23 protein-coding genes and 1 pseudogene are annotated in these 23,536 nt (G+C 35.8%); 9 read left to right on the forward strand and 15 right to left on the reverse strand.

The genetic code is table 11. The annotated features are described in order from the left end of the window. Window positions 1-316: 316 nt before the first annotated feature. The 7 genes from O1449_RS03895 to O1449_RS03925 form a co-directional block, all read right to left on the reverse strand. Complete coding sequence (locus O1449_RS03895; protein ID WP_269239219.1) at window positions 317-805, reverse strand: DUF6985 domain-containing protein; 489 nt, start codon at window positions 803-805, stop codon at window positions 317-319. A gap of 142 nt (window positions 806-947) precedes the next feature. Further along, window positions 948-1,454 carry a hypothetical protein gene (locus O1449_RS03900; protein ID WP_269239220.1) on the reverse strand — a complete coding sequence of 169 codons (507 nt, stop codon included), beginning with the start codon at window positions 1,452-1,454 and terminating at the stop codon, window positions 948-950. 17 nt (window positions 1,455-1,471) lie between these two features. Further along, on the reverse strand, window positions 1,472-2,059 hold the full coding sequence (locus O1449_RS03905; RefSeq protein WP_269229820.1) for a glutathione S-transferase family protein: 588 nt from the start codon (window positions 2,057-2,059) through the stop codon (window positions 1,472-1,474). A 150-nt stretch (window positions 2,060-2,209) separates the two neighbouring features. Next, entirely contained in the window at window positions 2,210-2,728 is a 519-nt protein-coding gene (locus O1449_RS03910) for a hypothetical protein (protein ID WP_269239221.1), read from the reverse strand. A 165-nt stretch (window positions 2,729-2,893) separates the two neighbouring features. After that, window positions 2,894-3,571 (reverse strand): hypothetical protein, encoded by a 678-nt coding sequence (locus tag O1449_RS03915; protein WP_269239222.1) that lies wholly within the window; start codon window positions 3,569-3,571, stop codon window positions 2,894-2,896. Between the two features lie 433 nt (window positions 3,572-4,004). Beyond that, window positions 4,005-4,712 (reverse strand): hypothetical protein, encoded by a 708-nt coding sequence (locus tag O1449_RS03920; protein ID WP_269239223.1) that lies wholly within the window; start codon window positions 4,710-4,712, stop codon window positions 4,005-4,007. A gap of 193 nt (window positions 4,713-4,905) precedes the next feature. Next, window positions 4,906-6,735, reverse strand: a complete 1,830-nt coding sequence (locus O1449_RS03925) for a phosphoenolpyruvate carboxykinase (GTP) (RefSeq protein WP_005158109.1) — start codon at window positions 6,733-6,735, stop codon at window positions 4,906-4,908. A gap of 397 nt (window positions 6,736-7,132) precedes the next feature. Here O1449_RS03925 and O1449_RS03930 point away from each other — a divergent pair, with 397 nt between their 5' ends. The 4 genes from O1449_RS03930 to groL all read left to right on the forward strand — a co-directional run bounded on the left by O1449_RS03930 (window position 7,133) and on the right by groL (window position 10,981). Next, window positions 7,133-8,071, forward strand: coding sequence for a diacylglycerol/lipid kinase family protein (locus tag O1449_RS03930; protein WP_269239224.1), 939 nt, complete (start codon window positions 7,133-7,135; stop codon window positions 8,069-8,071). Beyond that, window positions 8,052-8,807, forward strand: a complete 756-nt coding sequence (locus tag O1449_RS03935; RefSeq protein ID WP_269239225.1) for a metallophosphoesterase family protein — start codon at window positions 8,052-8,054, stop codon at window positions 8,805-8,807. Before O1449_RS03930 ends, O1449_RS03935 begins: the two co-directional genes overlap by 20 nt. A gap of 188 nt (window positions 8,808-8,995) precedes the next feature. After that, window positions 8,996-9,286, forward strand: coding sequence for a co-chaperone GroES (locus tag O1449_RS03940; RefSeq protein WP_005144860.1), 291 nt, complete (start codon window positions 8,996-8,998; stop codon window positions 9,284-9,286). Between the two features lie 60 nt (window positions 9,287-9,346). After that, complete coding sequence (gene groL, locus O1449_RS03945) at window positions 9,347-10,981, forward strand: chaperonin GroEL (protein WP_004663351.1); 1,635 nt, start codon at window positions 9,347-9,349, stop codon at window positions 10,979-10,981. A 266-nt stretch (window positions 10,982-11,247) separates the two neighbouring features. On the opposite strand, the gene O1449_RS03950 is transcribed toward groL, so the two are convergent. Continuing rightward, complete coding sequence (locus O1449_RS03950) at window positions 11,248-11,463, reverse strand: hypothetical protein (protein WP_075315968.1); 216 nt, start codon at window positions 11,461-11,463, stop codon at window positions 11,248-11,250. 222 nt (window positions 11,464-11,685) lie between these two features. Next, a complete protein-coding gene (locus O1449_RS03955; protein WP_075315967.1) occupies window positions 11,686-12,387 on the reverse strand; it encodes a hypothetical protein in 702 nt (233 codons plus the stop codon). A 516-nt stretch (window positions 12,388-12,903) separates the two neighbouring features. Here O1449_RS03955 and O1449_RS03960 point away from each other — a divergent pair. Then, window positions 12,904-13,851, forward strand: a complete 948-nt coding sequence (locus O1449_RS03960) for a MobA/MobL family protein (protein WP_075315966.1) — start codon at window positions 12,904-12,906, stop codon at window positions 13,849-13,851. Between the two features lie 152 nt (window positions 13,852-14,003). Here the strand turns inward: O1449_RS03960 and O1449_RS03965 are convergent, their stop codons facing one another. The 3 genes from O1449_RS03965 to O1449_RS03975 form a co-directional block, all read right to left on the reverse strand. Continuing rightward, entirely contained in the window at window positions 14,004-14,855 is an 852-nt protein-coding gene (locus O1449_RS03965; RefSeq protein ID WP_075315965.1) for a hypothetical protein, read from the reverse strand. Beyond that, entirely contained in the window at window positions 14,839-15,186 is a 348-nt protein-coding gene (locus tag O1449_RS03970; protein WP_075315964.1) for a hypothetical protein, read from the reverse strand. The genes O1449_RS03965 and O1449_RS03970 overlap by 17 nt, the downstream gene beginning before the upstream one ends. A 506-nt stretch (window positions 15,187-15,692) precedes the next feature. Then, entirely contained in the window at window positions 15,693-16,046 is a 354-nt protein-coding gene (locus O1449_RS03975) for a DUF2384 domain-containing protein (protein ID WP_075315963.1), read from the reverse strand. Window positions 16,047-16,895: 849 nt separating this feature from the next. On the opposite strand from O1449_RS03975, the gene O1449_RS03980 reads away from it, so the two are divergent. The 4 genes and pseudogenes from O1449_RS03980 to O1449_RS03995 all read left to right on the forward strand — a co-directional run bounded on the left by O1449_RS03980 (window position 16,896) and on the right by O1449_RS03995 (window position 19,204). Continuing rightward, window positions 16,896-17,504, forward strand: a complete 609-nt coding sequence (locus O1449_RS03980) for a hypothetical protein (protein ID WP_002159601.1) — start codon at window positions 16,896-16,898, stop codon at window positions 17,502-17,504. Window positions 17,505-17,595: 91 nt separating this feature from the next. Continuing rightward, on the forward strand, window positions 17,596-18,360 hold the full coding sequence (locus O1449_RS03985; protein ID WP_269239226.1) for a hypothetical protein: 765 nt from the start codon (window positions 17,596-17,598) through the stop codon (window positions 18,358-18,360). A gap of 24 nt (window positions 18,361-18,384) precedes the next feature. Then, window positions 18,385-18,771, forward strand: coding sequence for a hypothetical protein (locus O1449_RS03990; protein WP_075315961.1), 387 nt, complete (start codon window positions 18,385-18,387; stop codon window positions 18,769-18,771). A 170-nt stretch (window positions 18,772-18,941) separates the two neighbouring features. Beyond that, window positions 18,942-19,204 (forward strand): annotated as a pseudogene (locus O1449_RS03995) (hypothetical protein). A 211-nt stretch (window positions 19,205-19,415) separates the two neighbouring features. On the opposite strand, the gene O1449_RS04000 reads toward O1449_RS03995, so the two are convergent. Genes O1449_RS04000 through O1449_RS04010 form a run of 3 tightly spaced genes read right to left on the reverse strand, consistent with a single transcriptional unit; the run spans window position 19,416 to window position 23,533 of the window. Further along, window positions 19,416-21,176: a UvrD-helicase domain-containing protein gene (locus O1449_RS04000; protein WP_075315955.1), complete on the reverse strand. Its 1,761-nt coding sequence runs from the start codon at window positions 21,174-21,176 to the stop codon at window positions 19,416-19,418. 4 nt (window positions 21,177-21,180) lie between these two features. Next, entirely contained in the window at window positions 21,181-22,845 is a 1,665-nt protein-coding gene (locus tag O1449_RS04005; protein ID WP_269239227.1) for an ATP-dependent nuclease, read from the reverse strand. After that, the gene (locus O1449_RS04010) at window positions 22,832-23,533 is read right to left on the reverse strand and encodes an IS1-like element ISPa14 family transposase (RefSeq protein ID WP_001223318.1); all 702 of its coding nucleotides are present in this window, start codon (window positions 23,531-23,533) and stop codon (window positions 22,832-22,834) included. The genes O1449_RS04005 and O1449_RS04010 overlap by 14 nt, the downstream gene beginning before the upstream one ends. Window positions 23,534-23,536 lie beyond the last annotated feature (3 nt).

Here is a 23,536-nt window from a genome sequence, read left to right on the forward strand (position 1 = left end):
AATCGTATAGCAGTATCAAAGCCCTGTCTAAAAAGCCCTTTATCTAAATAACCTGAGTTCGGCGAACTCAGGTTATTTACTGATAGAAGTATAGGGTTGTTTTTTGGAGTGCGAATGTTGTTATTTATTTGATGCATTGATGATTTAAATTATTTATTAATTGATACTTGATTTTAGAGTGTTTTGATAAAAACCGAACATGGGAAAATTACTCATTTGGTTATTTGGGGGCTGAGTGGGGTTGTTGTCGTAGCAGCTAATTGCATGCAATTAGCGCTCCGTTAAATAGACACGAGGCATCTATTTAACGCCTGAGTTAGGCGCTCTTAAGTGCATAGTTCCCATCATTTGTGGAAATATCTCCATAGCTGTTAGCTGGGTAATAAAGGAACGATCCTAAATAGCAAAGTTCGTTTCCGTTCTTAATAACTAGCTCATAAGAATGCCCATCTTTCCACTTTCCAGATGCTTCTAGTACTAAATAAGTATCTTCTTGAGCAATTGAAGTTTCGTCAATTTTCATTCCATAGAAATTGATATATTTCCATATATCAGACTTTGATTCCAATAAAGGTTCAATCAAACCAACAGCATGCTTAAAGCTTTCACAAGCAAGGAAAAATGCAGATTCGATCTTAGACTTAAGATCTTCATTGAAGTTTAACGACTCAATTAGATTTAAGTGTTGATGATTGATTTCCCGGAAGTCATCAATGTGTAATCCTATGTATTCATTTGTTAGGGGAAACCATACTTCTCCTTCCAGAGAATAATCACTCATTTTCAAATTTTTTACGGTTTCCATAGATTCCTCCTTGTCCACCTAACTTAAAATTAACTGGCACGTCCCCACAGCAAACTCAAACCTGAGACGTACCTCAGAACGATAAAAAAAGACACTGTAATTGGTTGGGTGCTTGTCGCTGTTGATGCAGAAGTTAGTTTTGTTAGCGGTTATTTGAAATTTTTTTCTCAAGATATTCAATTCCTTTTAGAATTTCATTTCTATTTTTTGATAATTTTAACCATTTCGGCAGCCTACTTTCTAAATTAGCAGTAGACCAACCAGTCTGTTGATTTTCTTGCCTCTCTCTTAGTGATGCGCCTATATAAGATTTCAGCCAAGATAGATGTTCAAGATTGTAAGCCCACAACTCCTCGCCACAACAAGCTACATTAAGCCACAAAGGAAAGTGAAAACACCAATCTGTGTTTGCTCCTATCCCTAAAACTCCTTTCTTATAGTTTTCAGCATTATTAGAAAACATCCTTACATCAGCTTGAGTGCAAGACCAGTCTTTAACATATCCACAATTCGAGCAACTAATCCTTGTTATTGTTTCATCTGGCGATGCTGCAACTATCGCCATTTTTTGACATTTTGGACAATGCACAAAGAAATGAGTAGCAAAACTCTCTAAGAAAGTTGAACCATCCTTGAATCTATTATTCATAAAAATCTAACGCCGAGTTATGCTAAACTTTTCATTTCAATGGGAAATGAAGACCGCTTTTCAAGATTTTTTAAATACTCCAATACCGATTCTGGCAACATTAAACCATGCGATTGCGCCCAAGTAAAAACATGATACGCATAAATATCAGCGATAGTAAAACATGAGCATATATACCCAGAGCTAGAGATTTGCGAATACAAAGGCTTTATATTGTTAGTTACGCGCAGAATTGATTCAGCATAAGTGCCTTCTGGCCAAGTATAAAAAGCCTTTAAAGAAGATGCTTGCTGAGCAACCCAAAGATATGACTCAACTTCTGAAAGTAAGTAGTAGATAAAATTACGAAACCTATAGATTTCCTTTGCATCAAAAGGAATAAGATCAGCTCTTGAAGCAAGAGAAACAAGGTACTCCATGATTGCTAGTGATTCTGTGTAAAGCTCGCCGTTGTGTTCAATAGCAGGAACTTTCCCCAATGGATTAAACTTTTTTATTTCCCTTGGTGTAATACGAATAACTTGGTGCTCTAAACCAAGTTCATTCAAAAGCCAAAGAATGCGCTCCGCTCTTGATCGAAATGTATAAGCATATAAAGTTAACAATTAAATCTGGTCTCTATTCGTGGTAAGCATAACTTTCCGCGTAAGGTGCAAGCACCCACAGCAAAATTAATAAAAACTCAGTAATCACTGAAATCAAAAATGGCCAACAAATTGGCTGGGTGCTTGTCGCACTTGACGCGCAAGTTAGATTTATTGATGATACGACCGCGTAACAATTAAACGAGAAAATTTATAAGCTAGCTCTCTAATTTTTTTAATTATTTCATCTTTATCTTCTGAAATAGGATTGTTAAATTCGAACCGTTCGTCCCATCGAAAATTATCAATTTTTTCATCTGTTGGAGCATTTGACCAATATATAGCACCTACATTATATCTTCTAAGATGTAACTGTTTAATCATAGCTTTAATTTCATCAGCATGTCCTGTAATGTGTGAAGATAAAATACAGACATCAGCATCTTTAAAATGCTTTTCAAAAAACTCTTCAACAGAACCATACAAATCAATTTTCTCCTGATAGCTCCTATTCATTGTTGAAAGTGTTTTTAATTTTCTTGGACTGTCTGGATGATTGATGTTATGAATTAAATTAACATCCAATCTACTGATTTCATATCCACACAACTCTTTAATTAAAGCTTTTTGAAAAGTGGTTTTTCCTGTTTGGTCATTGCCAATTAAAATATATGCCCATTTTGATAACATAGAACCCCCAAATCTAACTACCCGCGTAAGGCGTAAACACCCCACAACAAAATAAACAAAAACTCAGTAATCACTGAATCCGAAAATTGCCCCGTAAGCGGCTGGGTGCTTGTCACACTTGACGCGCAAGTTGGGCAGATAAAAGTGCAAAGTTATTTTAACTAGCTAATGGTAAATAAAAATAACTTCAACTTTTTCAAAGAACATAGCACGAATTAATTTTATTGATGAGTCTTGCATTACTTGATAATAAAATACCTCTTGGTTTTGGCCATGCTTTTCCTTATCTGAGAAAGTCGCTTCTAATACAAAAGCAATCTCACTATTGGCCTTATTTATATTTTGATTATCTGTTTTTAAACCATTTAAATAATGTACACTAATATTATTAAGCCATTTTTCTTGGAAATGATAAAAATGAATTCCTCTAGCAATGTGATCAAATTGAGATGATACCCTTATAGGGTCAAGGTAAAACTCACAAGTTTGATGCTTAACTCCTTTTTCATCAATTATTTGCACAGGCTTTGAATTTTTGACCAACTCAATCCATACATGGGGTTTTCTCTCAAGTATTCTTATTAATTTGGTGTTTTGATGAATTGATGCAGCCTCACTTGTTGTGAAGATGGCAGCCATGTACATAAGGAAAAACTCATCCTCTTTGGATTTTGCTGAATTATGAATATTACAGGATGGGACTTTTATTAATCCCTTTCTGTAATCTTTAGCATCAGGAGAGTCTTTTTTTTCAGGAAAGATGCACTTTGGAGGAACATGCTCGTCTGATGTTTGCGGAGAGGCACACATATAACATGTTTTCATAACTTCCTCATCAAACACCGATTGGCACCCAACTACTCTTATGCGGCAGAAGTGACACATAATATTCCAAATTCTGCTGCATAAAACACCTGATTGATTAAAAAATTAGGCAAAAATAATTGATTTATTTGAACTTAAAATTATCATTAAATAATAAAAATAACAAGGATAATAAAATGCCAGTTCAACAGCCCAAATTGCTTGATTTAGTTAGGCAGCGTATCCGTTATAAGCATATGAGTTATAGGGGTGGGTAGGTCTGTTATTTAAGATATCTCTAGTCGTGGTGAAACCAAAATCTTCGATTTTCGATGTGTCACCACTTTGATGGTTTGTGGTGTTTCTTTGGTTGGGGGATAGAACTATTGCTTTCTCAACTACCTAAAAATGTATTGCACTTCTTTACTAAATCCGTCAAATAAAAAGGTCGCCGAAGCGACTTTTTAGTAAGTTATGTCCAGTCAAATGTAAATAGGACACGTCGAGTTTCGGGTTGGTAAAACATCAAGATATTGTCGGCACCATGATTGCAATACTCCCAACCTGATGCTGAGGCAATGAAATAATAACGTCGTTGCTGTTGATCAAAGATGTGTACAAAACAGTTGTCATCTTGTTCAATATTTTCCAGTTTAAGTTGTTCTTCAATCGGATAGCACCAGTTGCCATATTCAGCATCACCACCCAGTTGATTGAGTAAAATGGTGGGTTTGTTATTTTGATAATTGACATCAGAAGTACTAATCACTCTTTTTTGTTCTAAGAAGCGGTATTTGACCTGTCGAAAATCTTCATGCATTTCTTGGCTATGAGTCAAAACCTCAGTATATGAAGGATGACTTTTATTCTCTAAAATAAAATAGTGTTGATCAGCTAGCCAATGGTATTGTGACTGTTCATCCAGCTGTAAAATAAACCAATTTTCATGCGCAAATTCATTATGGAACTCAGCAGTCTCTGAGCCGATATAACACTCATAAGGTTCAATTGGATTGACTAAATGAATCCAACCTTGCCATTCAGGATTGATCTGGGCAAGGTCAATTGAAATGAGGGGGAGTAAATGTTTTGCGAGAAAGGCATCTTTGTTTGTAAAGACGATGTCTGAGGCTGGGAGTAATTTTAAAAAATCTTGTGCAGTTGTAATCTCTTGTTGCATAACTTTTCCTGTTTAAATCGATGTGATACAGATCTCTTTATATTTTTTTAACGGACTTTTGCTGGCTTATTAAAGTCTTAACTTGTTTATCTTCGATGGATGAAAATCACTTTTAAGGCTGTTAGTTTATTATAGTTTTGCAGCTTAAGATGACAAAAAGGCCGCCGTAGCGACCTTTTTATGTCAATTATGATTAAGCAGATTTAACAGCTGCTAATAATTCATTTTGACGATCTTTAAGTGCTTGTGGTAAACGATCACCGAGTTTAGTAAATAACTCAGTGTGGCTTTCAAGCTCTTTGATCCATTGGTCTTTGTCTTGTGCTGTAACAGTTTCGAATTGTTCTTTAGAGAAGTCGATACCTGTCCAGTTCAACTGTTCGTAAGTTGGAACATAACCGATTGGTGTTTCAGTCGCTTCAGCACGACCTTCACAACGATCAATAATCCACTCAAGAACACGCATGTTTTGACCGAAACCAGGCCATACGAAGTTGCCTTCAGCATCGCGACGGAACCAGTTTACATTGAAGATTTTTGGTAATTTGTTACCAGCAGCTTCTGCTTTAGCGCCAACTTCTTGACCAAGTTGTAACCAGTGACCAAAGTAGTCAGCCATGTTATAACCAGCGAAAGGAAGCATTGCAAATGGGTCACGGCGAACAATACCTTGTTGACCAACAGCAGCAGCAGTTGTTTCTGAACCCATTGTTGCAGCTTTATAAACGCCATCAACCCAGTCAAAAGCTTCAGTTACTAAAGGTACTGTATCTGCACGACGACCACCGAAGATGAATGCAGAGATTGGTACACCTGCTGGATTTTCCCAGTCAGCATCAATAGAAGGGCATTGACCAGCTGAAACTGTAAAGCGAGCATTTGGATGAGCCGCTTTTTCACCTTCAACGTGAGGCTGACCTTTCCAGTTGGTTAAGTTTGCTGGAACTTCTTTAGAAAGACCTTCCCACCAAATTTCACCGTTATCTGTTACAGCAACGTTCGTATAGATAACATCTTTAGTTAATGTCGCCATACAGTTCGGGTTGGTTTTGGTATTTGTACCAGGTGCAACACCGAAGAAACCTGCTTCTGGATTGATTGCATATAAACGACCATCTTCACCTGGTTTGATCCAAGCAATATCGTCACCTACAGTTTCAATCTTCCAACCTTCATAACCTGCTGGTGGAATCAACATAGCAAAGTTCGTTTTACCACATGCAGAAGGGAATGCCGCAGCGATGTAGTGTTTCTCACCTTGTGGATTGGTTACGCCTAAAATAAGCATGTGCTCAGCTAACCAACCTTGCTCACGACCCATTGCAGAAGCAATACGTAAAGCTAGGCATTTTTTACCAAGTAAAGCATTACCACCATAACCAGAACCGTAAGACCAGATTTCACGAGTTTCTGGGTAATGAACAATGTATTTTTCATTGTTACATGGCCAAGCGACATCTTTTTGACCATCTTTCAATGGAGCAGCAACCGTATGAACACATGGGATAAACTCACCATCTGTACCTAATACGTCATAAACTGCTTTACCCATACGCGCCATTTTTGTCATGCTGACAGCAACGTAAGGTGAATCTGTTAATTCGATACCGATGTGTGCAATATGGCTTCCTAAAGGACCCATAGAGAAAGGAACGACGTACATGGTACGACCTTCCATTGCGCCATCAAATAAGCCGTTTAATTTCGCACGCATTTCAGCAGGCGCAACCCAGTTGTTTGTTGCACCAGCATCTTCTTGATTTTCAGAGCAGATATATGTGCGATCTTCAACACGAGCAACATCAGAAGGGTCAGAATTTGCAAGATAAGAACCAGGATGTTTTTCTTGGTTAAGTTGTTGCATGGTGCCGTTAGCGATCATCAAGTCGATCAGACGTTGATATTCTTCCGCGCTTCCGTCACACCATTCGATTTTTGCTGGTTTGGTTAATTTTGCAATTTCTTCCACCCATGCAATAAGCTTAGGGTGACGAACGAATTCTGGTGCGTTCACTTGGGTCATGGTGATGCCTTTTTAAAGTGTGTACGACGTACAATTCTATTCATTGGATGACAATGAAAATAGATGAAGTAAAAAAAGTGGCTGTATTAAAGCATAAAATCGTAAAAAAAATAAGACTACCGTGCTTAATAGAGTCTTAATCTAAGAGTGTATACTTATGGGTAACATATTGTTTTTGCGTAAATTGAGTATTTTTTAGTTCTATATGTAATTTTTTTATGTGTATTATTTTTATTTTAAATTATTATTAAAAACAATTAGATAGATTTGTTTATTTTTTTTTGAGAATTATTATTGATAAATTGAATAATGCTCATCCAAAATTTACATAAACAAACTTTTAATTGTTGATTTTATAAACAAAAATACTGGTGATTTATCTTTAAGGCTGTTACGTATGATTCAGAATTTACGGCCCTTGTCCATAATTTACAATCAAAAATCTGGCTTTCATGCAGCACAGCAAGAAGACCAGTATGAAGCTCTTATGGCTTTTTGGAGTCAGAAAGGATTTGAAATTCAGGTGTTTGAATTAAATTCGCACATGAATTTTGATGAAATGATGAATAATGTTTTATCTCGACATCAACAGGAGGATGCGCGTGGGGTAGTTGTTGCTGCAGGTGGTGATGGTACATTAAATGCCGTAGCAAAAAAGTTAATGCATACCAATATTCCAATGGGAATAATGCCCTTAGGTACGTTTAATTATGTTGCACGTGCTTTAGATATTCCGATTGATGTGGCTCTAGCAGCAGAAGTAATCGCAGTGGGTCAACCGCGCGAAGTTCATGTTGCAACGATTAATGATCAAATTTATTTGAACAATGCCAGTTTAGGTTTGTATCCTTTATTCATTAAGAAGCGTGAACTTTATAACCAGTATTTAGGGCGCTTTCCATTACATGCTTATACTTCGGCGTTAGATGTGTTACTGCGCGAACATAAATCATTAAAACTCGCACTCACTGTGGATGGGAAAAAATATCCTGTAGCTACTCCGTTAATATTCTTTGGTAATAATCAGTTGCAATTAGAGGATATGAAATTAAGAGTTGCCGAGTGTGCTGCAAAAGGCAAGTTAGCTGGAGTTGTTGTTGCTAAAAGTGACCGAATCAGTTTATTAAAAATGCTATGGAAACTTGTTCAAGGTGAAATTGATCAAGCATCGGACGTCTATTCTTTTTGTGCCGAACAAATACAGGTTGACTGTAAAAAGGCCAAACTTACTGTTGCAGTCGATGGGGAATTAGTGGATATGCAACCACCTTTAAAATTCTCAGTAAAAAAAACAGCCTTGAAAGTGATGGTTCCAAATGTTGTTACACCTATCTGATCTACATTTTGGTACTGAACGTGAAGAATGTATTCAAGCGATACGACTGTTTTGCCAACAAAAAGGCCCAGAGGCAATTGTAATCAGTGGCGATTTAACCCAGCGTGCGCGTTTCAAGCAATTTTATGATTGCCGTCAGTTTTTAGATTCTTTGCATATTCCATATCTTGTTGTGCCGGGTAATCATGATATTCCGCTTTATCATGTCTGGAATCGCTTCTTCTCTCCATTTGTACGTTACCAAGCATTTTTTGGCCGTTTAGAGTCCACTTTAGAAACGGAGCATTTTTATATTGTTGGCATGAATAGTATTCGTCGGAGATACCACACCCGAGGGCATATTTCCCTTGAGCAAATTCATGAAACGGATACCAAGCTAAAAAATGCACCCAAAAATAAAATAAAATTGGTCACTTTCCATCAGCCTTTTTATACCTTCCCAAATGAGCATGGAGATAAGGATTGTCCTGTGCTTGCTAAAATTGCATTAGAACGTTGGGGTGAGACAGGGTTGTTTGGTTTATTACATGGGCATCTACACAAAGTTGCTGTTCATGATTTAAATCAAATTTTTCAATTGGGATTCAACCATCCTATTTTAGATATTCATGCTGGAACAGCAACTTCAAATCGTTTGCGTTTTGGGTTTTCAAATAGTTTTAACGTGATTTTAGATGACGGAACAATTGAGCATTATTGGTTTGATGAAAAACAGAAAATCTTTCTTCGATCATGAAATGCTGCTTAATTCGGCAAGATCATGTGATTGTGTTGAAAAAAACATCTTTAAATAGATTTTTTTTTAATTTCCCCCTTGAAGCCATTTTTTTTAACCCCACAAAAGTGGCATATCAAATTTTGTTATGGCGCTTTTGTCTTGTCATAACAATTTATCAAAAAAGACTAAGTCTGATGGAGTTAAATATGAGCAACATTCGTCCATTACATGATCGTGTTGTGATTCGTCGCGTAGAAGAAGAAACTAAAACGGCTGGTGGTATTTTACTTCCAGGTTCTGCTGCTGAGAAACCTTCTCAAGGTGAAATCATTGCAGTAGGTAATGGTCAGATCACTGACAATGGCGTTCGTGCTTTAGACGTTAAAGTAGGTGACAAAGTATTGTTCGGTACTTATGCAGGTACAACGGTAAAAGTAAGTGGTGAAGAACTCTTGATCATGAAAGAGTCGGACATCTTAGCTGTGCTTGAAGGCTAACTCGACACATAACTCAAATTTATTTTCAGATTCAGTATTTAAAAAGATTCGGAGTTTAACATGTCAGCTAAAGACGTAAAATTTGGTGATTCAGCTCGCTCAAAAATGATTGCAGGCGTAAACGTACTTGCAGATGCAGTAAAAGTAACTTTAGGTCCTAAAGGCCGTAACGTTGTGATCGACCGTTCTTTCGGTGCGCCACACATCACTAAAGATGGTGTAACAGTTGCGAAAGAAATTTCTTTAAAAGACAAGTTTGAAAACATGGGTGCTCAACTTGTTCGTGAAGTTTCTTCTAAAACCAATGATATCGCAGGTGACGGTACAACAACTGCAACTGTTCTTGCTCAAGCAATTTTAAATGAAGGGATCAAATCTGTAACTGCAGGTATGAACCCAATGGATTTAAAACGTGGTATCGACATCGCAGTAAAAACGGTTGTTGAAAATATCCGTACCAATGCAAAACCTGCTGATGATTTCAAAGCAATTGAACAAGTAGGTTCAATCTCTGCAAACTCTGACACAACTGTTGGTAAGTTGATTGCACAAGCAATGGAAAAAGTAGGTAAAGAAGGTGTTATCACTGTAGAAGAAGGTTCTGGCTTCGAAGACGCTTTAGACGTTGTAGAAGGTATGCAGTTCGACCGTGGTTATATCTCTCCATACTTCGCGAACAAGCAAGATACTTTAACTGCTGAACTTGAAAATCCTTTCATTCTTCTTGTTGATAAAAAAATCAGCAATATCCGTGAATTGATTACTGTATTAGAAGCTGTTGCTAAAACAGGTAAACCACTTCTTATCATCGCTGAAGATGTTGAAGGCGAAGCGCTTGCTACACTTGTTGTGAACAATATGCGCGGTATTATCAAAGTATGTGCAGTGAAAGCCCCTGGTTTTGGTGACCGTCGTAAAGCAATGCTTCAAGACATCGCGATCTTGACTGGCGCGACTGTGATTTCTGAAGAAGTAGGCATGTCTTTAGAGCAAGCTTCTCTTCAAGACCTTGGTACTGCACACAAAATCACTGTATCTAAAGAAAACACAGTGATTGTTGATGGTGCGGGTAATGCTGCACAAATTGCTGAACGTGTTCAACAGATCCGTGCGCAAATCGAAGAATCAACCTCTGAATACGACAAAGAAAAACTTCAAGAACGCGTTGCTAAATTAGCTGGCGGTGTTGCAGTCATCAAAATTGGTGCAGCAACTGAAGTTGAGATGAAAGAGAAGAAAGATCGTGTGGATGATGCACTTCACGCAACTCGCGCAGCAGTTGAAGAAGGTGTTGTTGCTGGTGGTGGTGTTGCACTGGTACGTGCTGTAAACGTATTGGATGGCTTAAAAGGCGCGAACGAAGACCAAACAGCAGGTATCAACATTTTACGTCGTGCGATCGAAGCGCCACTTCGTCAAATCGTTTCGAATGCAGGTGATGAGCCATCAGTTGTAATTAATGCAGTTAAAGCGGGTGAAGGTAACTTCGGCTATAACGCTGCAACTGGTGAATATGGCGATATGTTGGAAATGGGTATCCTTGACCCTGCTAAAGTAACGCGTTCTGCACTTGAGCACGCAGCTTCTGTTGCTGGTTTGATGTTAACAACTGAATGCATGATTACTGACATTCCAGAAGATAAACCAGCTGGTCCAGATATGGGTGGTATGGGTGGTATGGGCGGAATGATGTAAACTGCTCACTGATATCTTAAGTTTTTGTAATTTAATATGATTTAAGATATTGATATTTAACTTACTCACGATGTTACTCACATATGAGTTTGTTACAAAAAAGGTCACAAATGTTATTTGTGACCTTTTTAATTTTATAGACCTACTACATCTTTTAAAAAAGACGTCATTATATTAGATAAGAATTTAACTATTGGATGAATGAGAATATTCAAAAAAAGCGCCTGAGAAAAATCAGGCGCTTTTGACTTAGAGCAACATCTATTTCATTCTAACGTAAGAATTGAGTCTTCCTCATTTAGAATACAGGTAAGGACATAGCTATTAAGCCAGTAGTTTTTACGTCCATCTTTGATTGGTCTTTTCACGCGACCGGTTTTAATTCGATCATATAACTCTTTTTCAGATATATTCATTCTTAATGCAAATTCCGCAGTTGATACACGTCGCTCTGTATTAGTAAGGTCTATAGATATACCCATTAAATCTCTCCTACAATATAATTTTAAGAGGAAATCTCTTGAACTGAAGGCTATCAAATTAATTAAAAAAAAGATGAGATATGTTTAAAAAATCAAAAAAAAGACTTATTTCTTTTATTATATCAGTAAATAATCTTTTGTTCGTTGTAGATAATAACAACGTCGACTGCTTAGCTCATTTAAAATAAATGAGCTAAACGTATAATGCTTTATCTTTTAATTTTATTTCTTATTTTTAAAGGGATTATTGTGGTCTAATAAAATGACATTTTTCTTATTATTGAAATCTCTTCCTTTTTCTGAGAGTTTAAATTGTTCAATTTCGGACTTTGAAAACAATTCTTTTCTAAAATAATCTTTAGTTTGATAAAGCTCTATCATTTTAAGTGTATTCTCAAGATAATTCATTTCATTATTTTGTGATTTAAAAAATGATATAAGCACACTTCCCAGAAAAAATTTCTCATGATTCTCTTGCTTTCGATCTTTTATCTTCTTTTTTTCTTGTCTGTAAGGACTTTGAAATGAATTTTTGATTTCATTATGTGCTTTTTGTTTTATTAAATCAGGAACTCTTCGATTGTAGTTTCTTAGCATTTTTAATGCGATTTTTCTTCTTTCATCAGTCTGAAAAAACGGATATTCATAGCCACTATATTCAACGATATCATTTTCAATATCAGAGCGATCAGTCTTTTTGATTGAGCAGATAGTGTCCATTACTTCTTCTAATCTATTTAATTCTAAAACTTTATGATATTTATTCCTCAAATTTTTAATGTCTTCTTCTGTAAATTGATTTGCAGTTTTTGATCGAATCAATTGTAGTATTAACTCATCTGAATGAGTACGTTTTGCTATTTGCCTCAAGTATGTTTCAACACTTAAAATAATTTCATCTACTGTTAATCTAGTTCTACCCATTTTTAAACCATCTGCATTTAAGAAAATGTTGGTATATCACAGAGTCTAAAAAAAAATTGTCATAAGTTGAGGTTTTCAAAAAAAACTACTCTTCTGTTAGTTTTAACTGTTAATTTATGGCTGTTAATGGCGGGGCAGATAAAAAATCTTTTTTGCGAATGCAAAAAAGATTTTTTATATCTCGTTTCCGTGTCTTTTAAATTTCGCTTCGCTCTCTTTAAAAGACACTTCTCCTCGTGCTGCGCAGCACTTTTAGTTTTAAGTAATTGATTATTAATTAATTTATGTGTTACTCATGTTTGTAGATTTACTGTTTCTACATAATTATTCATCTGTTACCACATACTTCAAATAATTAAGCTATTGTTTTTGTTGAAAAAATTAAAAAAAGTTGGTGTGGTGTTACTCATGCGTTTTAATTGAAAATTTTTTTCATTTTTCTTCACGAAACGAATCATGAATTTTTAAAATTTTGTAGGATCCGATATTCCAATTAAATTAATATCGGAAGTAAAAATGTATTATTTTCATTTAAGTCACAACGTTAAAGGTGAGAGTCAAATAAAATTGAGTGATGGTGATTCAAAGTATCGACTCTCAAAAAGTGCATATCACTATATTACGCGTACTTTATATTTTTCAAAGCATAAAAGTGACATTGAAGAGCTTGAATATTGTGCATCTTATAATATGCCGATTTGGTCTGAAAATAATCCTGAAAAGTTTTGGTATGCAGCAGATCAATATACAAGTGAGACTAGACGAACCTCATCACATATTACAATCGCTTTGCCAAAAGAACTGGATAAAAATCGCCGTATAGAGTTGTCTGAAAGATTAATGCATGAGTTTTGTGGTCAATATAAAATGCCATCAACAATCGCAATTCATAATCATGTCGCCGCACTGGATGGAAGTTCTGAGCAACCACATTTACATTTATTATTTTCAGAAAAAAGTATGTTGGATAATATTCAACGTTCCCCAGAGCAGTTCTTTAAGCAATATCGTCAAAAAAATCCTGAAAAAGGAGGTGCATTAAAAATCACGGCTGATGTGCTTGGATTTGGTCGTAATATATTATTTCACTACCGAACACAAACTGAAAAAATAATAAATGAATTTTTAGAAAAATATGCACCCACAAAAATTATAGAAATTCATGGTATGGAAATCGAAGTGAGCAGTGCAGTATCGTGCTTATCTAATGAAGATTATAATAAAAAACATGGAACCAATTTAAAAACAGTCCCACAAATTCCAAGGTCGTTACTCTATAGCACTGATCCAGAAGATCAAGACAAGGTAGCAGAATATAGAAAGAACATTTGGCAAATACGTCAAAACAACTTATGCGAACGCTATAAAAATGAGTATGAATTAGCCTTAGTTAGAAAACGTGAACAGCAAAATCAGAATAAGCCACAACTTGATCAATCTAACAATTTTGATTTTGACTTCTAATATATCCTCATCAATAAACCAAAGATGATGACGGCTCACAAACAAGCTCAATGGAATGTATTATTCCTCCTTCAGCCTCTAATTAAATCAGTTGATCTGTCTATATATATTCTATGGACGGATCAACTGAATTGGTCTTAGTGCAATTTGACCTATTTCTTAAAATAGTTTTCCATCTGTAATTGTTCAAGCGTATGCCATTGATAACGCTCATGTCCTGCAAAATTTTGTTTGATATATACAATGTGTTGAAGAATTCGCTTCTGATACTTTAACAGTTGTTGAATACGCTGATCATCATAAGCAATATCTACTCGTTGTTGCCTCAGTGCTTGATAAAAGCAGCGGTAGTCCATATCCATATTTTTTAATATTTCCTTGGATGCCGCAGGGTGGAGTGGTTGGCTTAATCCTGCAACTGAATAAGATTCACGCATGACAAAGTCGGGGCGTATACGGGATTCCTTTGCCACTTTTAATGTTGGTGCAAATGTATTTGATTTAACCTTGATATTTTGAAATGCCTGTTGAATCGAATTAATTAATGCACTCGGTTGAATAGTATGTGCTGTTGCTGGCTTTTGTAATCTTGGTGCAGCGACTGGAGCAGAAATGGGTGATTTCACTTTAGCCTGATGATCTTGTTGACTGTCGACTTTGATGAATTGTTTGAGTTTCTTATAGTTAATCGTATAGAAATTGGTTTGTAGCCATTTATTCTGTGCTAATTTTTCAATCACAAGAATTCCAGCTTGCTTTAACTTTGCTACGATTCTTTTAATCGTTGAGATGCTATATACACCGAGCGTGGTTTGCCACTGTTCATAACTATGGAACCAATACTTTTTTCCATTAAAGGTTTTTCCTTCGTTATTTTCTAAAAAGTAATGCAGCTTCTGTAAAAAATTGGCGGCAGCCACGCCAAACGCTTTTGCAAGCGTTGGCGAAGCAATCAGAGGATAGTCTCCAGAAATCAGGAGGTTATTATTATTGGTCTTGGACATGATTCGCCCCACGTAGCACACGTTGTGCACGTTCAATCATCTTGTGACGTTGATGTGTACGAAATGCCCAGAGCGACGATAAATTGTTATTTTGATTGAGCTTTGCGACTTCAAGAATTTGCTCATCATTCATTTCATGCATACACTCACGAATAATTTGATGCGCTTGCTCAAGCTCATTGAGCAGGGAGTTTGCAGTATCAACCGCAATATAAAGATTGGCGAGTGTTTGACGCTGAGGGTTTGAAATAGTTTTGCCAAGTTCAACAATCAGTTGCGAGGCTAGTTTTTTGGGTGTGCAAGAGTTTGCACCATGAAGAATTGCGTTCATAGTCGTTTCCTTGTAGATAAGTTTTAACACTTACCGCCAGCACTTTCCTACGGTGATGGTGGCAGCTTAACAGGAGTAGGAAATACCGTTCTACAAGGTACGGCCAGCATAAAGCTGTCCTGTCAAGCCGCCATAACGACAGCTAAACAATAGACAAAAAAATAGTCGCATAAGCGACATTTGTTTGCGCTTGTAGATATTATCAGGTTTCCTACGCCTGAACACAGATTTTGCTGTGTAGAGTTAGCTTAACTGGGTATCGCTTGAGCTGTCAACGCTGTAATGGGATCTTTTTACATATCTTCACATTAATTAATTGATTGATTCTGCTGGAGATATTTTTAATTTCTGACGGCTGGGAATTTGATTGTGAAACGAACATATAGCTGTGTATTGAGCACAAACTTTAATGTTTGATGTGTTTTAAAAGAAGTGATGCAAATGATGATCAGAATTTCTAATCAAGCAAATTGAAGCTGATTCGCTAAAAGAATGAGTTAAATAAATTAATGATTGTTTAGGGCTTCAACTACTGTTAAGACTTTCTCTAAGCCTTTTCTGTTCTGAATTTGCTGAGTGGGGACACCATTGGTTGCAGTATTGAATGCATTCATAAAATAATCAATCCATTCCGAGTCACCGCCCGTGAGTGCTGATAAGCCTTGATAAAGTCGTATCAGCAATAATCCAGTTTTGCCTTGAGAAGATGTGGGTTCTAATACAGCTGAGAATTTGATTTGGTTCATCGACATGAGATCGAGACCCATCACAGCAGCCAGTTGAGTATTGCTAAGACCAAGTAAATTCGCGGTTTTCAAGACGGCTTCTGCTAAAACCATTGTTGTACTGGTTGAGTTCATTCAATCGACCCGCTGAGCTTTGCTGATTATTTATTCTATCGCATTTAATAGGATATTACTGAAGAAGAGGGAACTTCAGTTTGCTCGCTTTAAATCAGCCTTTGCAAATTTCAATCTTCTCATTAACAGCTCATTAGGCATTGATTCATCTCAATGCTTCGAATGAAAAAGCTGAGCCGCGCCTGATTTAATTCTTTATTTTATTGTTTTATTTTAATAGAGAACAACAGTCCATTTTAGCCTCATCCATCAAAGCAAAATGAGCTAATCGATCGGACGAATTTGACCTTATGGGAAAAATCAAAGACTTAATGCGATTACATTTGGCGAATCTAATTGTCTAGATTTTAGTGCGTTGTAAAATTGACTAAAGCGCTGGATAAAATTAATATGGGCTCGCTGGCCTACATTGCCAGTCGGTTTTGACAGACCGTTGATCCAGCACAGAGAATAGCCTGCCTATTTTTTGTGGACCTTCTCGTCCCCCTTTTTATCTTTATGGTAGGACAGAAGGGGGACACCTTCGGGTGTGCTGGTTCCTTGGATCCCAGTCTGTCAACCCTCTTTTGTTCTGCCACCATTATTTGACAGTGATATGGCAGAACTTCTTAAGATTCAAGGAGCTTCTCATGCTGTACCATTTTTTTCTAATTTGTGCCTCACCCCATGTTCAACCTTGTTGTGTTTTGCAACGAGGGCGATACGGCTAACTATTATTATTCGTCTGTATTCAAACAACATTTTTACAAGAACAATCCAACGGTGGATGGCTAAGTCACGCCTATAAAAAATAAACCTTTTTATATCTGCTGGTGATTGTGCATTGCATTGAACATGCGGGAAACAACCATGACTGAATTAAGCAAACCCAAAATCATACCCATTGAACACCGCCCACAAAAATCTAAGCTCTTTATAAAATGTGTGGTCTTACCCATCGTGATCTTTCTCATCGTTGCCAAAATCTTCTCGTTTGGTGCTTTCGGTTACATCTTCTTTGGCTTTGACCTGTTCTGGTTTGTGATCCTTTACTACCTTTATGAATATGGAAATACCTACTTTGACGGGATGACTGAACAACTCAAGCGTCAAGGAGAAACTTTTAACTATCAAAACCGTGGTGTTTGGATTAATAGCCAAGATAAAACCATTATTCTGTTTGATCAGCCTGATCAACGCCTCGTGAAATATCCCTTTGATTACATCACCTCTGTCGGACACTACAACTTAGTCGAAGATAACTTTAGAACCACGACCACTGTGATCAGCAATCCAATGATGGGAACACATGTCAATCAACAGGTCCATCGCACACCGATGAAACGAGAGTTTCAAGTCAATATCGGCACACGAGATCCGTTCAAACCGAATTACAGCTTAAAAGTCCTATTTCCTTGGCGTAGTCCACAAATGGCCAGTGAAATCCGTCAGCTACTATCAGCGGATCATTATCAATAACCGATGTTAAACGATTAAAAATAAATAAGTATTTTACACGAGTATTTCTTGCGGGCAGCCAAAGCCCGTAGGAGATGCGAGGATGATTAAAATGAAATTTCGATTTAAACCACTACTGATCAGCAGTATGACCTTATTGATCATGCAGACTGTGACGGCTCAACCCGTGTCTACATCTAAGCCATTCACCTTAGAGCAGGGCTTAACTTGTCTGGATTGGGCTAAGAACGAACAATCCTTGAATAACAGTTTGGCCTTGATGGGCACTGAAATGAAATGGCCAACTGGAATCACGTCATTACAGCAACAATTTCAACAGCAGTACCGCAAACAAAAGAGCAGCGTCATCAATGATCCTGATGATGAAAATTTCTGTGAAGATTGTCCTGAAACAGAAGTTTATTTACCCAACAGCAAAAGCAATCCCATCAAAAAGATTGAAACCTTAGTGCACGTCAGTGTTGCAGGGGCAAAAACCGCAATCTATCGTGCTGATCACATTAATAGCACCAAACAAAAGATCGAGGATGGATTAAAGATTCAATTTAGTCACTATAGCGGACAACAATTGAAAAGCTTTAAACAGCAGTGGGATAAAGCTTCGATGCATGATGATCAAAACAGAAGCAAGACCCACAAAGTCTTTCAGCAATATCCACATTTAAAGGTCTTTGATGGGGAAGTCTTCCACAATCAAAAGGTCTATACCCCTAAACAAATTTATATCTATAGCCAGCCCTATAAACGAGATGTATCTGATCCGAATGACATGATTGCTTTTATTAGCCTTTATGACAATCCCATTAATCCATCACAACACATCTTACAGTGTGGTTTTATTGACAATGTGTTTTAACAAATAAATTAAGAGTCTATTCAAATGAAAAAATTAATATTTGCAGGATTATGTTTAAGTCTTTCAACCTTGGCTAGTGCTGGTGTAAAAGAAAGCTTAGTTGGTAAACGACTAGTCTTAGATTTACCCGATGTAGAATGTGCAGGCTTGTCCTTTTCCAAGAATGGAAAAGATGCTGCAATGTATGCCGAAATAGGGCAATGCCAAGATCCATTACCATTAAGAGTAAGATGGTTAGATGATAAGACTTTTATTTTGATTGAGAAAGTACGAACCAATGAAATTTCTCCACCACGTACTTATTTATATAGAGTACACAGTTTTAATCTTGATCACGTAAAACTGACTCAAATTTGGACAGGGTGGGGCGATTCAAGGGATGATACTTTAGGTTATTATATATTTAAATAATATAAACTAAATCAACCAAATATAAAGAGATAAACAACAATGAATTGTGGGATTTAAAACAATGAACTACTACGCAGAGGACCCCTTCTAGGTAATGTGACCTAGGAGGCAATATGAAAAAGCTGAAATTTCAGTAACTACAACCTGAAAATACTCATCCTAATGACAGTATACGAGAACGATACCATCATCTGAGAAATGTGTATCATAAAAAGTTCAGCACACGTCAAGAGCGTTTTTTTATTTTCTTCATTTGATTGAATATAAGAACTATCCTTTAAAACTTCGTGTTGCACGAGGTACGGGCTTGCCTGAAGAATGGGATGATCTGCCAGCTTATGTCTATAAAGTTGCAAAAAGCTGGAAGCATAATTCTAGAAGACGGAAGCAAAATTATAGAAAGAAAATACAAATTAATCCTAAATCTATTTGACCTCACTGATCCTGAACTATCAAAGTTTAAGTAAAATTATGGTTACTATTCTATAATAGGCATTAATTACTTTTCATTAAGTCTTTAAAAACTAATGGCTTTGTTTCTTGCATATTCTTTTCCAACTGGACATCTAGTGGCGTATAGAAGTGGACACTGATTCTACTTTTAGTTGGACGCTTTTACTTGTTAAAAAATTTATGACTTAGGACTAATGCTCCAAAACTTCAAATCCCAAACTTTTTAATTCTGTTTTTTCTAGTGGTTTTAATTTTTTAACACACCAGACTAAAATATGCTTTGGTCTAGATGATGCAACATAAGCAAATCTTGCCGCCTCAGATGTTTTATCTCCAATCCAATGAGACCAATGTGCACCGTCTCCTCCCTTTGTAGGACTAGAAATTAGCATCGTTACTTCATGTGTCTCACCTTTTACACCATGGATAGTTGATTTCCTAAATTTGATATCCAATGAATGATTTTTTCGATGATAGTTAGAGATGCAACTAGTTGCTTTACCACTTGGAGATTGAATTTGAAGGTTTGATTTTTTTAATTCTTCATAAATTTCAGGAAGTACAAATTCTTGTTTATATAAATTAATGATTACAGCATTAAGCTTTTTGCGCCAATCCGTCCATGAGCTAGTTTTTAATTTTAGACCATTACTCAATAAGTGCTGAATAGAGTTATAAAGAAATAACTTCCAATCTAATTCTGATTCAATAATTTGAGGGCAATTATAGTCGCTTGATTTAGTTTCTAACTGAACTTTATTTTTAATATACTCTGAAAATTCAACCAAAGATTGATTAATTGCTGTATAGCTTGTTTCATCAAAATTTAAAAGAGAGCTTAGTAAAAATTCTGATGAAAGCTTTGGTGTATTATCTACAATGTACAATTGATTTAAAGTCTGATGGCCTCTAGCAACTAAAACTCGATTGCTATACTGTTTTGTTAATTCATTAAAATGTGGAATAACTTCACTAGGTGAATTATTATACTGAAGTACAATACATGATTGCTTATCCGAATCAAAACTAGCTTCGATAAAGCTAGATTTCATTATGTTTGTAGCAATATTTACAATTTTTTGACAGCTTCGAAAGTTTTTAGTTAATTTAATTTCTCGAAAGCCATTTTCAGAGATAAAGCTAATAATGTCATTAGGATCAACATCCCTAAACTCATATATTGATTGATTTAGATCTCCTACAAAATGTAGTTTGCTCCCATTCAACATCATGGCCTTTAATATGTTTAATTGTTCAAAGGATAGGTCTTGGCATTCATCAACAATAATAAGTTGAAACCTTTTTGCTATTTTTTTTGCATATTGTTGTGTGTCATTTCGTTCATTAAGAATTGATTCTGCGAGATATTCTATGTCTTTGTGTGTTAAAAAACCTGCATTAAGACACTGGTTCTTCGCTTTATAAATATCATCAATTTGCCATTGTTCAAAGCTCATAGCATTGAGAACTCTATTGCGTATTTGATCTGACGTATGAAATTTCAACTTATCAGTTCTACCATCAATTTCTATATGATGCCCTGAAATTCTTTTATGATCATAGCTATACTTTGTTAAAAAGAATAATTGTGAATCATTATTAACTACTTTAAATGAATAATCCCCATTATCTCCTTTATATCCAGAAATATCTTTTGAAAGAGGATTAACAATATTCTTAAAAATAAAACTATCAAATGTTCCAATGAAATGTGGGTAGGTAGTGTTATTGTCAATTTTTTCTTTGATTCGATGTTCAATTTCTTTAGCAGCACTTTTAGTAAAGGATAGAACAGCTATACCACTAGGAAAATTTGCCCAACTCTCGATTTCATTTGCTACTCGTTGAGCAATAGTTTCCGTTTTTCCACTTCCAGGGCAAGCATTTAAGAAAACGTTCTCTGTAATTTCTGTATATTCAATATAGCTGAGTTGCTCATCTGTATATTTCATCCCACTACTCCTCAACAGAAGAATTTTCTAATGAACAAGCCCAAAGAATTGCATCTTCAATATATTTAGGTACTTTTAGTTCAACTCCCTCTAAAGAAATTTTATCCGCTAAAATTTGAGCAAAATATCCCTTACCGATATTGTCATCATCTATTCTTTTTAATATTTCAAAGGCATAGCTTGCTTTATTTTCTGGAGTAATTTTTGAGTAATCAGCCTCAAATATTGTCTGTAACCCTTTTTTTACAGTTCCTTCCGATGGCCAAAGATCATAAATAATTTTAGCCATAACTTTTGCATTATCCTCTTCCATTGCTATGTCATATTCTAACGTTTTATATCCAGCTACAAAGAGACGAGCATAGTTAGAACTATTAATACTTTTCACTAATTTGAGGGCATGATTTTTTCCTTTTATTTTATTTTTTTCATAAGGCGGCTTATGATCATATTTTACTTGTTTTTTTTCTTCTTTACCCGTCTTTGAATTTTTTACTATCTCTTCTAAATAATAATGTTGCTCAGGATCTAAATCTGTAATGCCTGCACAACGAATTGGAATATTTAAGCCGTCTTGATCTTCTTGGACATCTAGTACACCTGTAATATTACAATAAAGACGCATAAAATGATTAAAGTAAATACCATTAAGATTAATTACTGAAACCCCATAGTCTTCAATGTTATCAATCTCTTTATCTTTCAATACTGTTTTAGCAAGTTCAGGGATGAGCATTTGTTCAGCTATACCTTCAACTAAGATTACTCCACTTGCAAAAAGTAGATTGGATTTTGTGATATCCAACCATCGATTGAGAAAGTTTAAATTATTGGGTGCAAGACCACATTCAGCTAGAGCAGTAGCGGTAGGGTTATCGTGCTTAGTTAAATGTATGATCTTATCTAGCTTCACACTTGAAGCTAAAACTGTCGAGTGAGTCGTAACAATAACTTGTACATTATGTTCATTTGCCACTGTTTCAAGATGATCTAAAAGACGAACCTGTAACTGAGGATGTAAATGTGCTTCAGGCTCCTCAATCAGTAAAAGTCTATATAATGATTCCTCTTTAGTTAACGCTAGTTCTGCGAGAATAGAAGCAATATATAATAAGTTATTATATCCAAGACTATTCTGGCATAAATCTCTGAATTGATCTGCTTCAGCAGTTGTTATTTTAGGAAAGAATATTAATCTCAAATTTTCAACAATTTTAGAAAATTCATTTTCAACAAACTGTATATGTGTTGATTGGCTAAAATTCTGTCCAACTGCCTTTAACAAGTGTTCTGTGATTAATCTATTTGCTTCTTTTATACTTGAACCTTCTTCTTCAATAAGAGATTTATTAAAGTCTTTAAATTTATCTTCTAATGGATGTTTCTTTTCAGCTTTCTTACATTCTTTCAGTTGCGCAGCTTCAATAAATTTTAACAATTTTGATAAGCGAGATTGTCGTCCATTTACTAGTTTTGATTCCGCATCACGTAATGGAGGTAAATAAATACAATGAATTTTGTCAAATAGCTCAATATCAAATTGGGATGATTTAGAATTCCCACCCCAAAAACTTTTTTTGAAGCGACCACGTAATTCCTTATTTAAAACCTCTAAGTTTAAAATTACGGGTGGTGTTTCAAAAAGTATGCTGACATTAAATGAAGCCATTATTGATGTAAAAAAAGGTTAAGTCGAAAGCTTTAAAATGGTTTTCAATCTTTTTTGAAAAATTACAACTCCTTCTAAAACCGCGCCTAATTCGATGCCTTATTTTGCAATTATTACCTTCAATACCTACAGTAAAAAATTTACCAATACTTTGCTTGCAGTTTTTAAAAGCAGTTATGAAACTGTCCCAATGATCACTTGCAATTCGGGTGTAGTGAATACCTAATTGTTTAAGCTTTGTCTTCAATCGTTGAACTGTAGCTAAGTCTCTTTTACCCCAAACATAAGCAACAATCTCACCTGTTTCTCGATGGTAGGCGTAAATAAGCCATTGTTTATTATTTTTATTTCCCACAAAAGTCCAAAACTCATCAACTTCAAGAGACTCATAATGACTTTGTTTAGGCTGAATTTGGTAGGTCGATTCGGTTAAAGTACGTAAAACTTTACCGATACTGATTCGCTCAACTTCAGCGATATCTCGTATACCACTACCTCTGACCATCAACTGTAATATTTTTCGAGTAATGCCTGAATTACATCCTAGATAGCTCAGAGCATGGTCACCAATAAACTGACGTTTACAGTCTTTGCACTGATAGTTTTGTTTCCCATCTACTTTGATGCCATTTTTCTTTATACTGTCACTGAGGCAGGTTGGACATTTGATTTCTAGAGTTATTCGCATTTC

It is taken from the genome of Acinetobacter sp. TR3, assembly GCF_027105055.1.
Taxonomy (GTDB): Bacteria; Pseudomonadota; Gammaproteobacteria; order Pseudomonadales; family Moraxellaceae; genus Acinetobacter.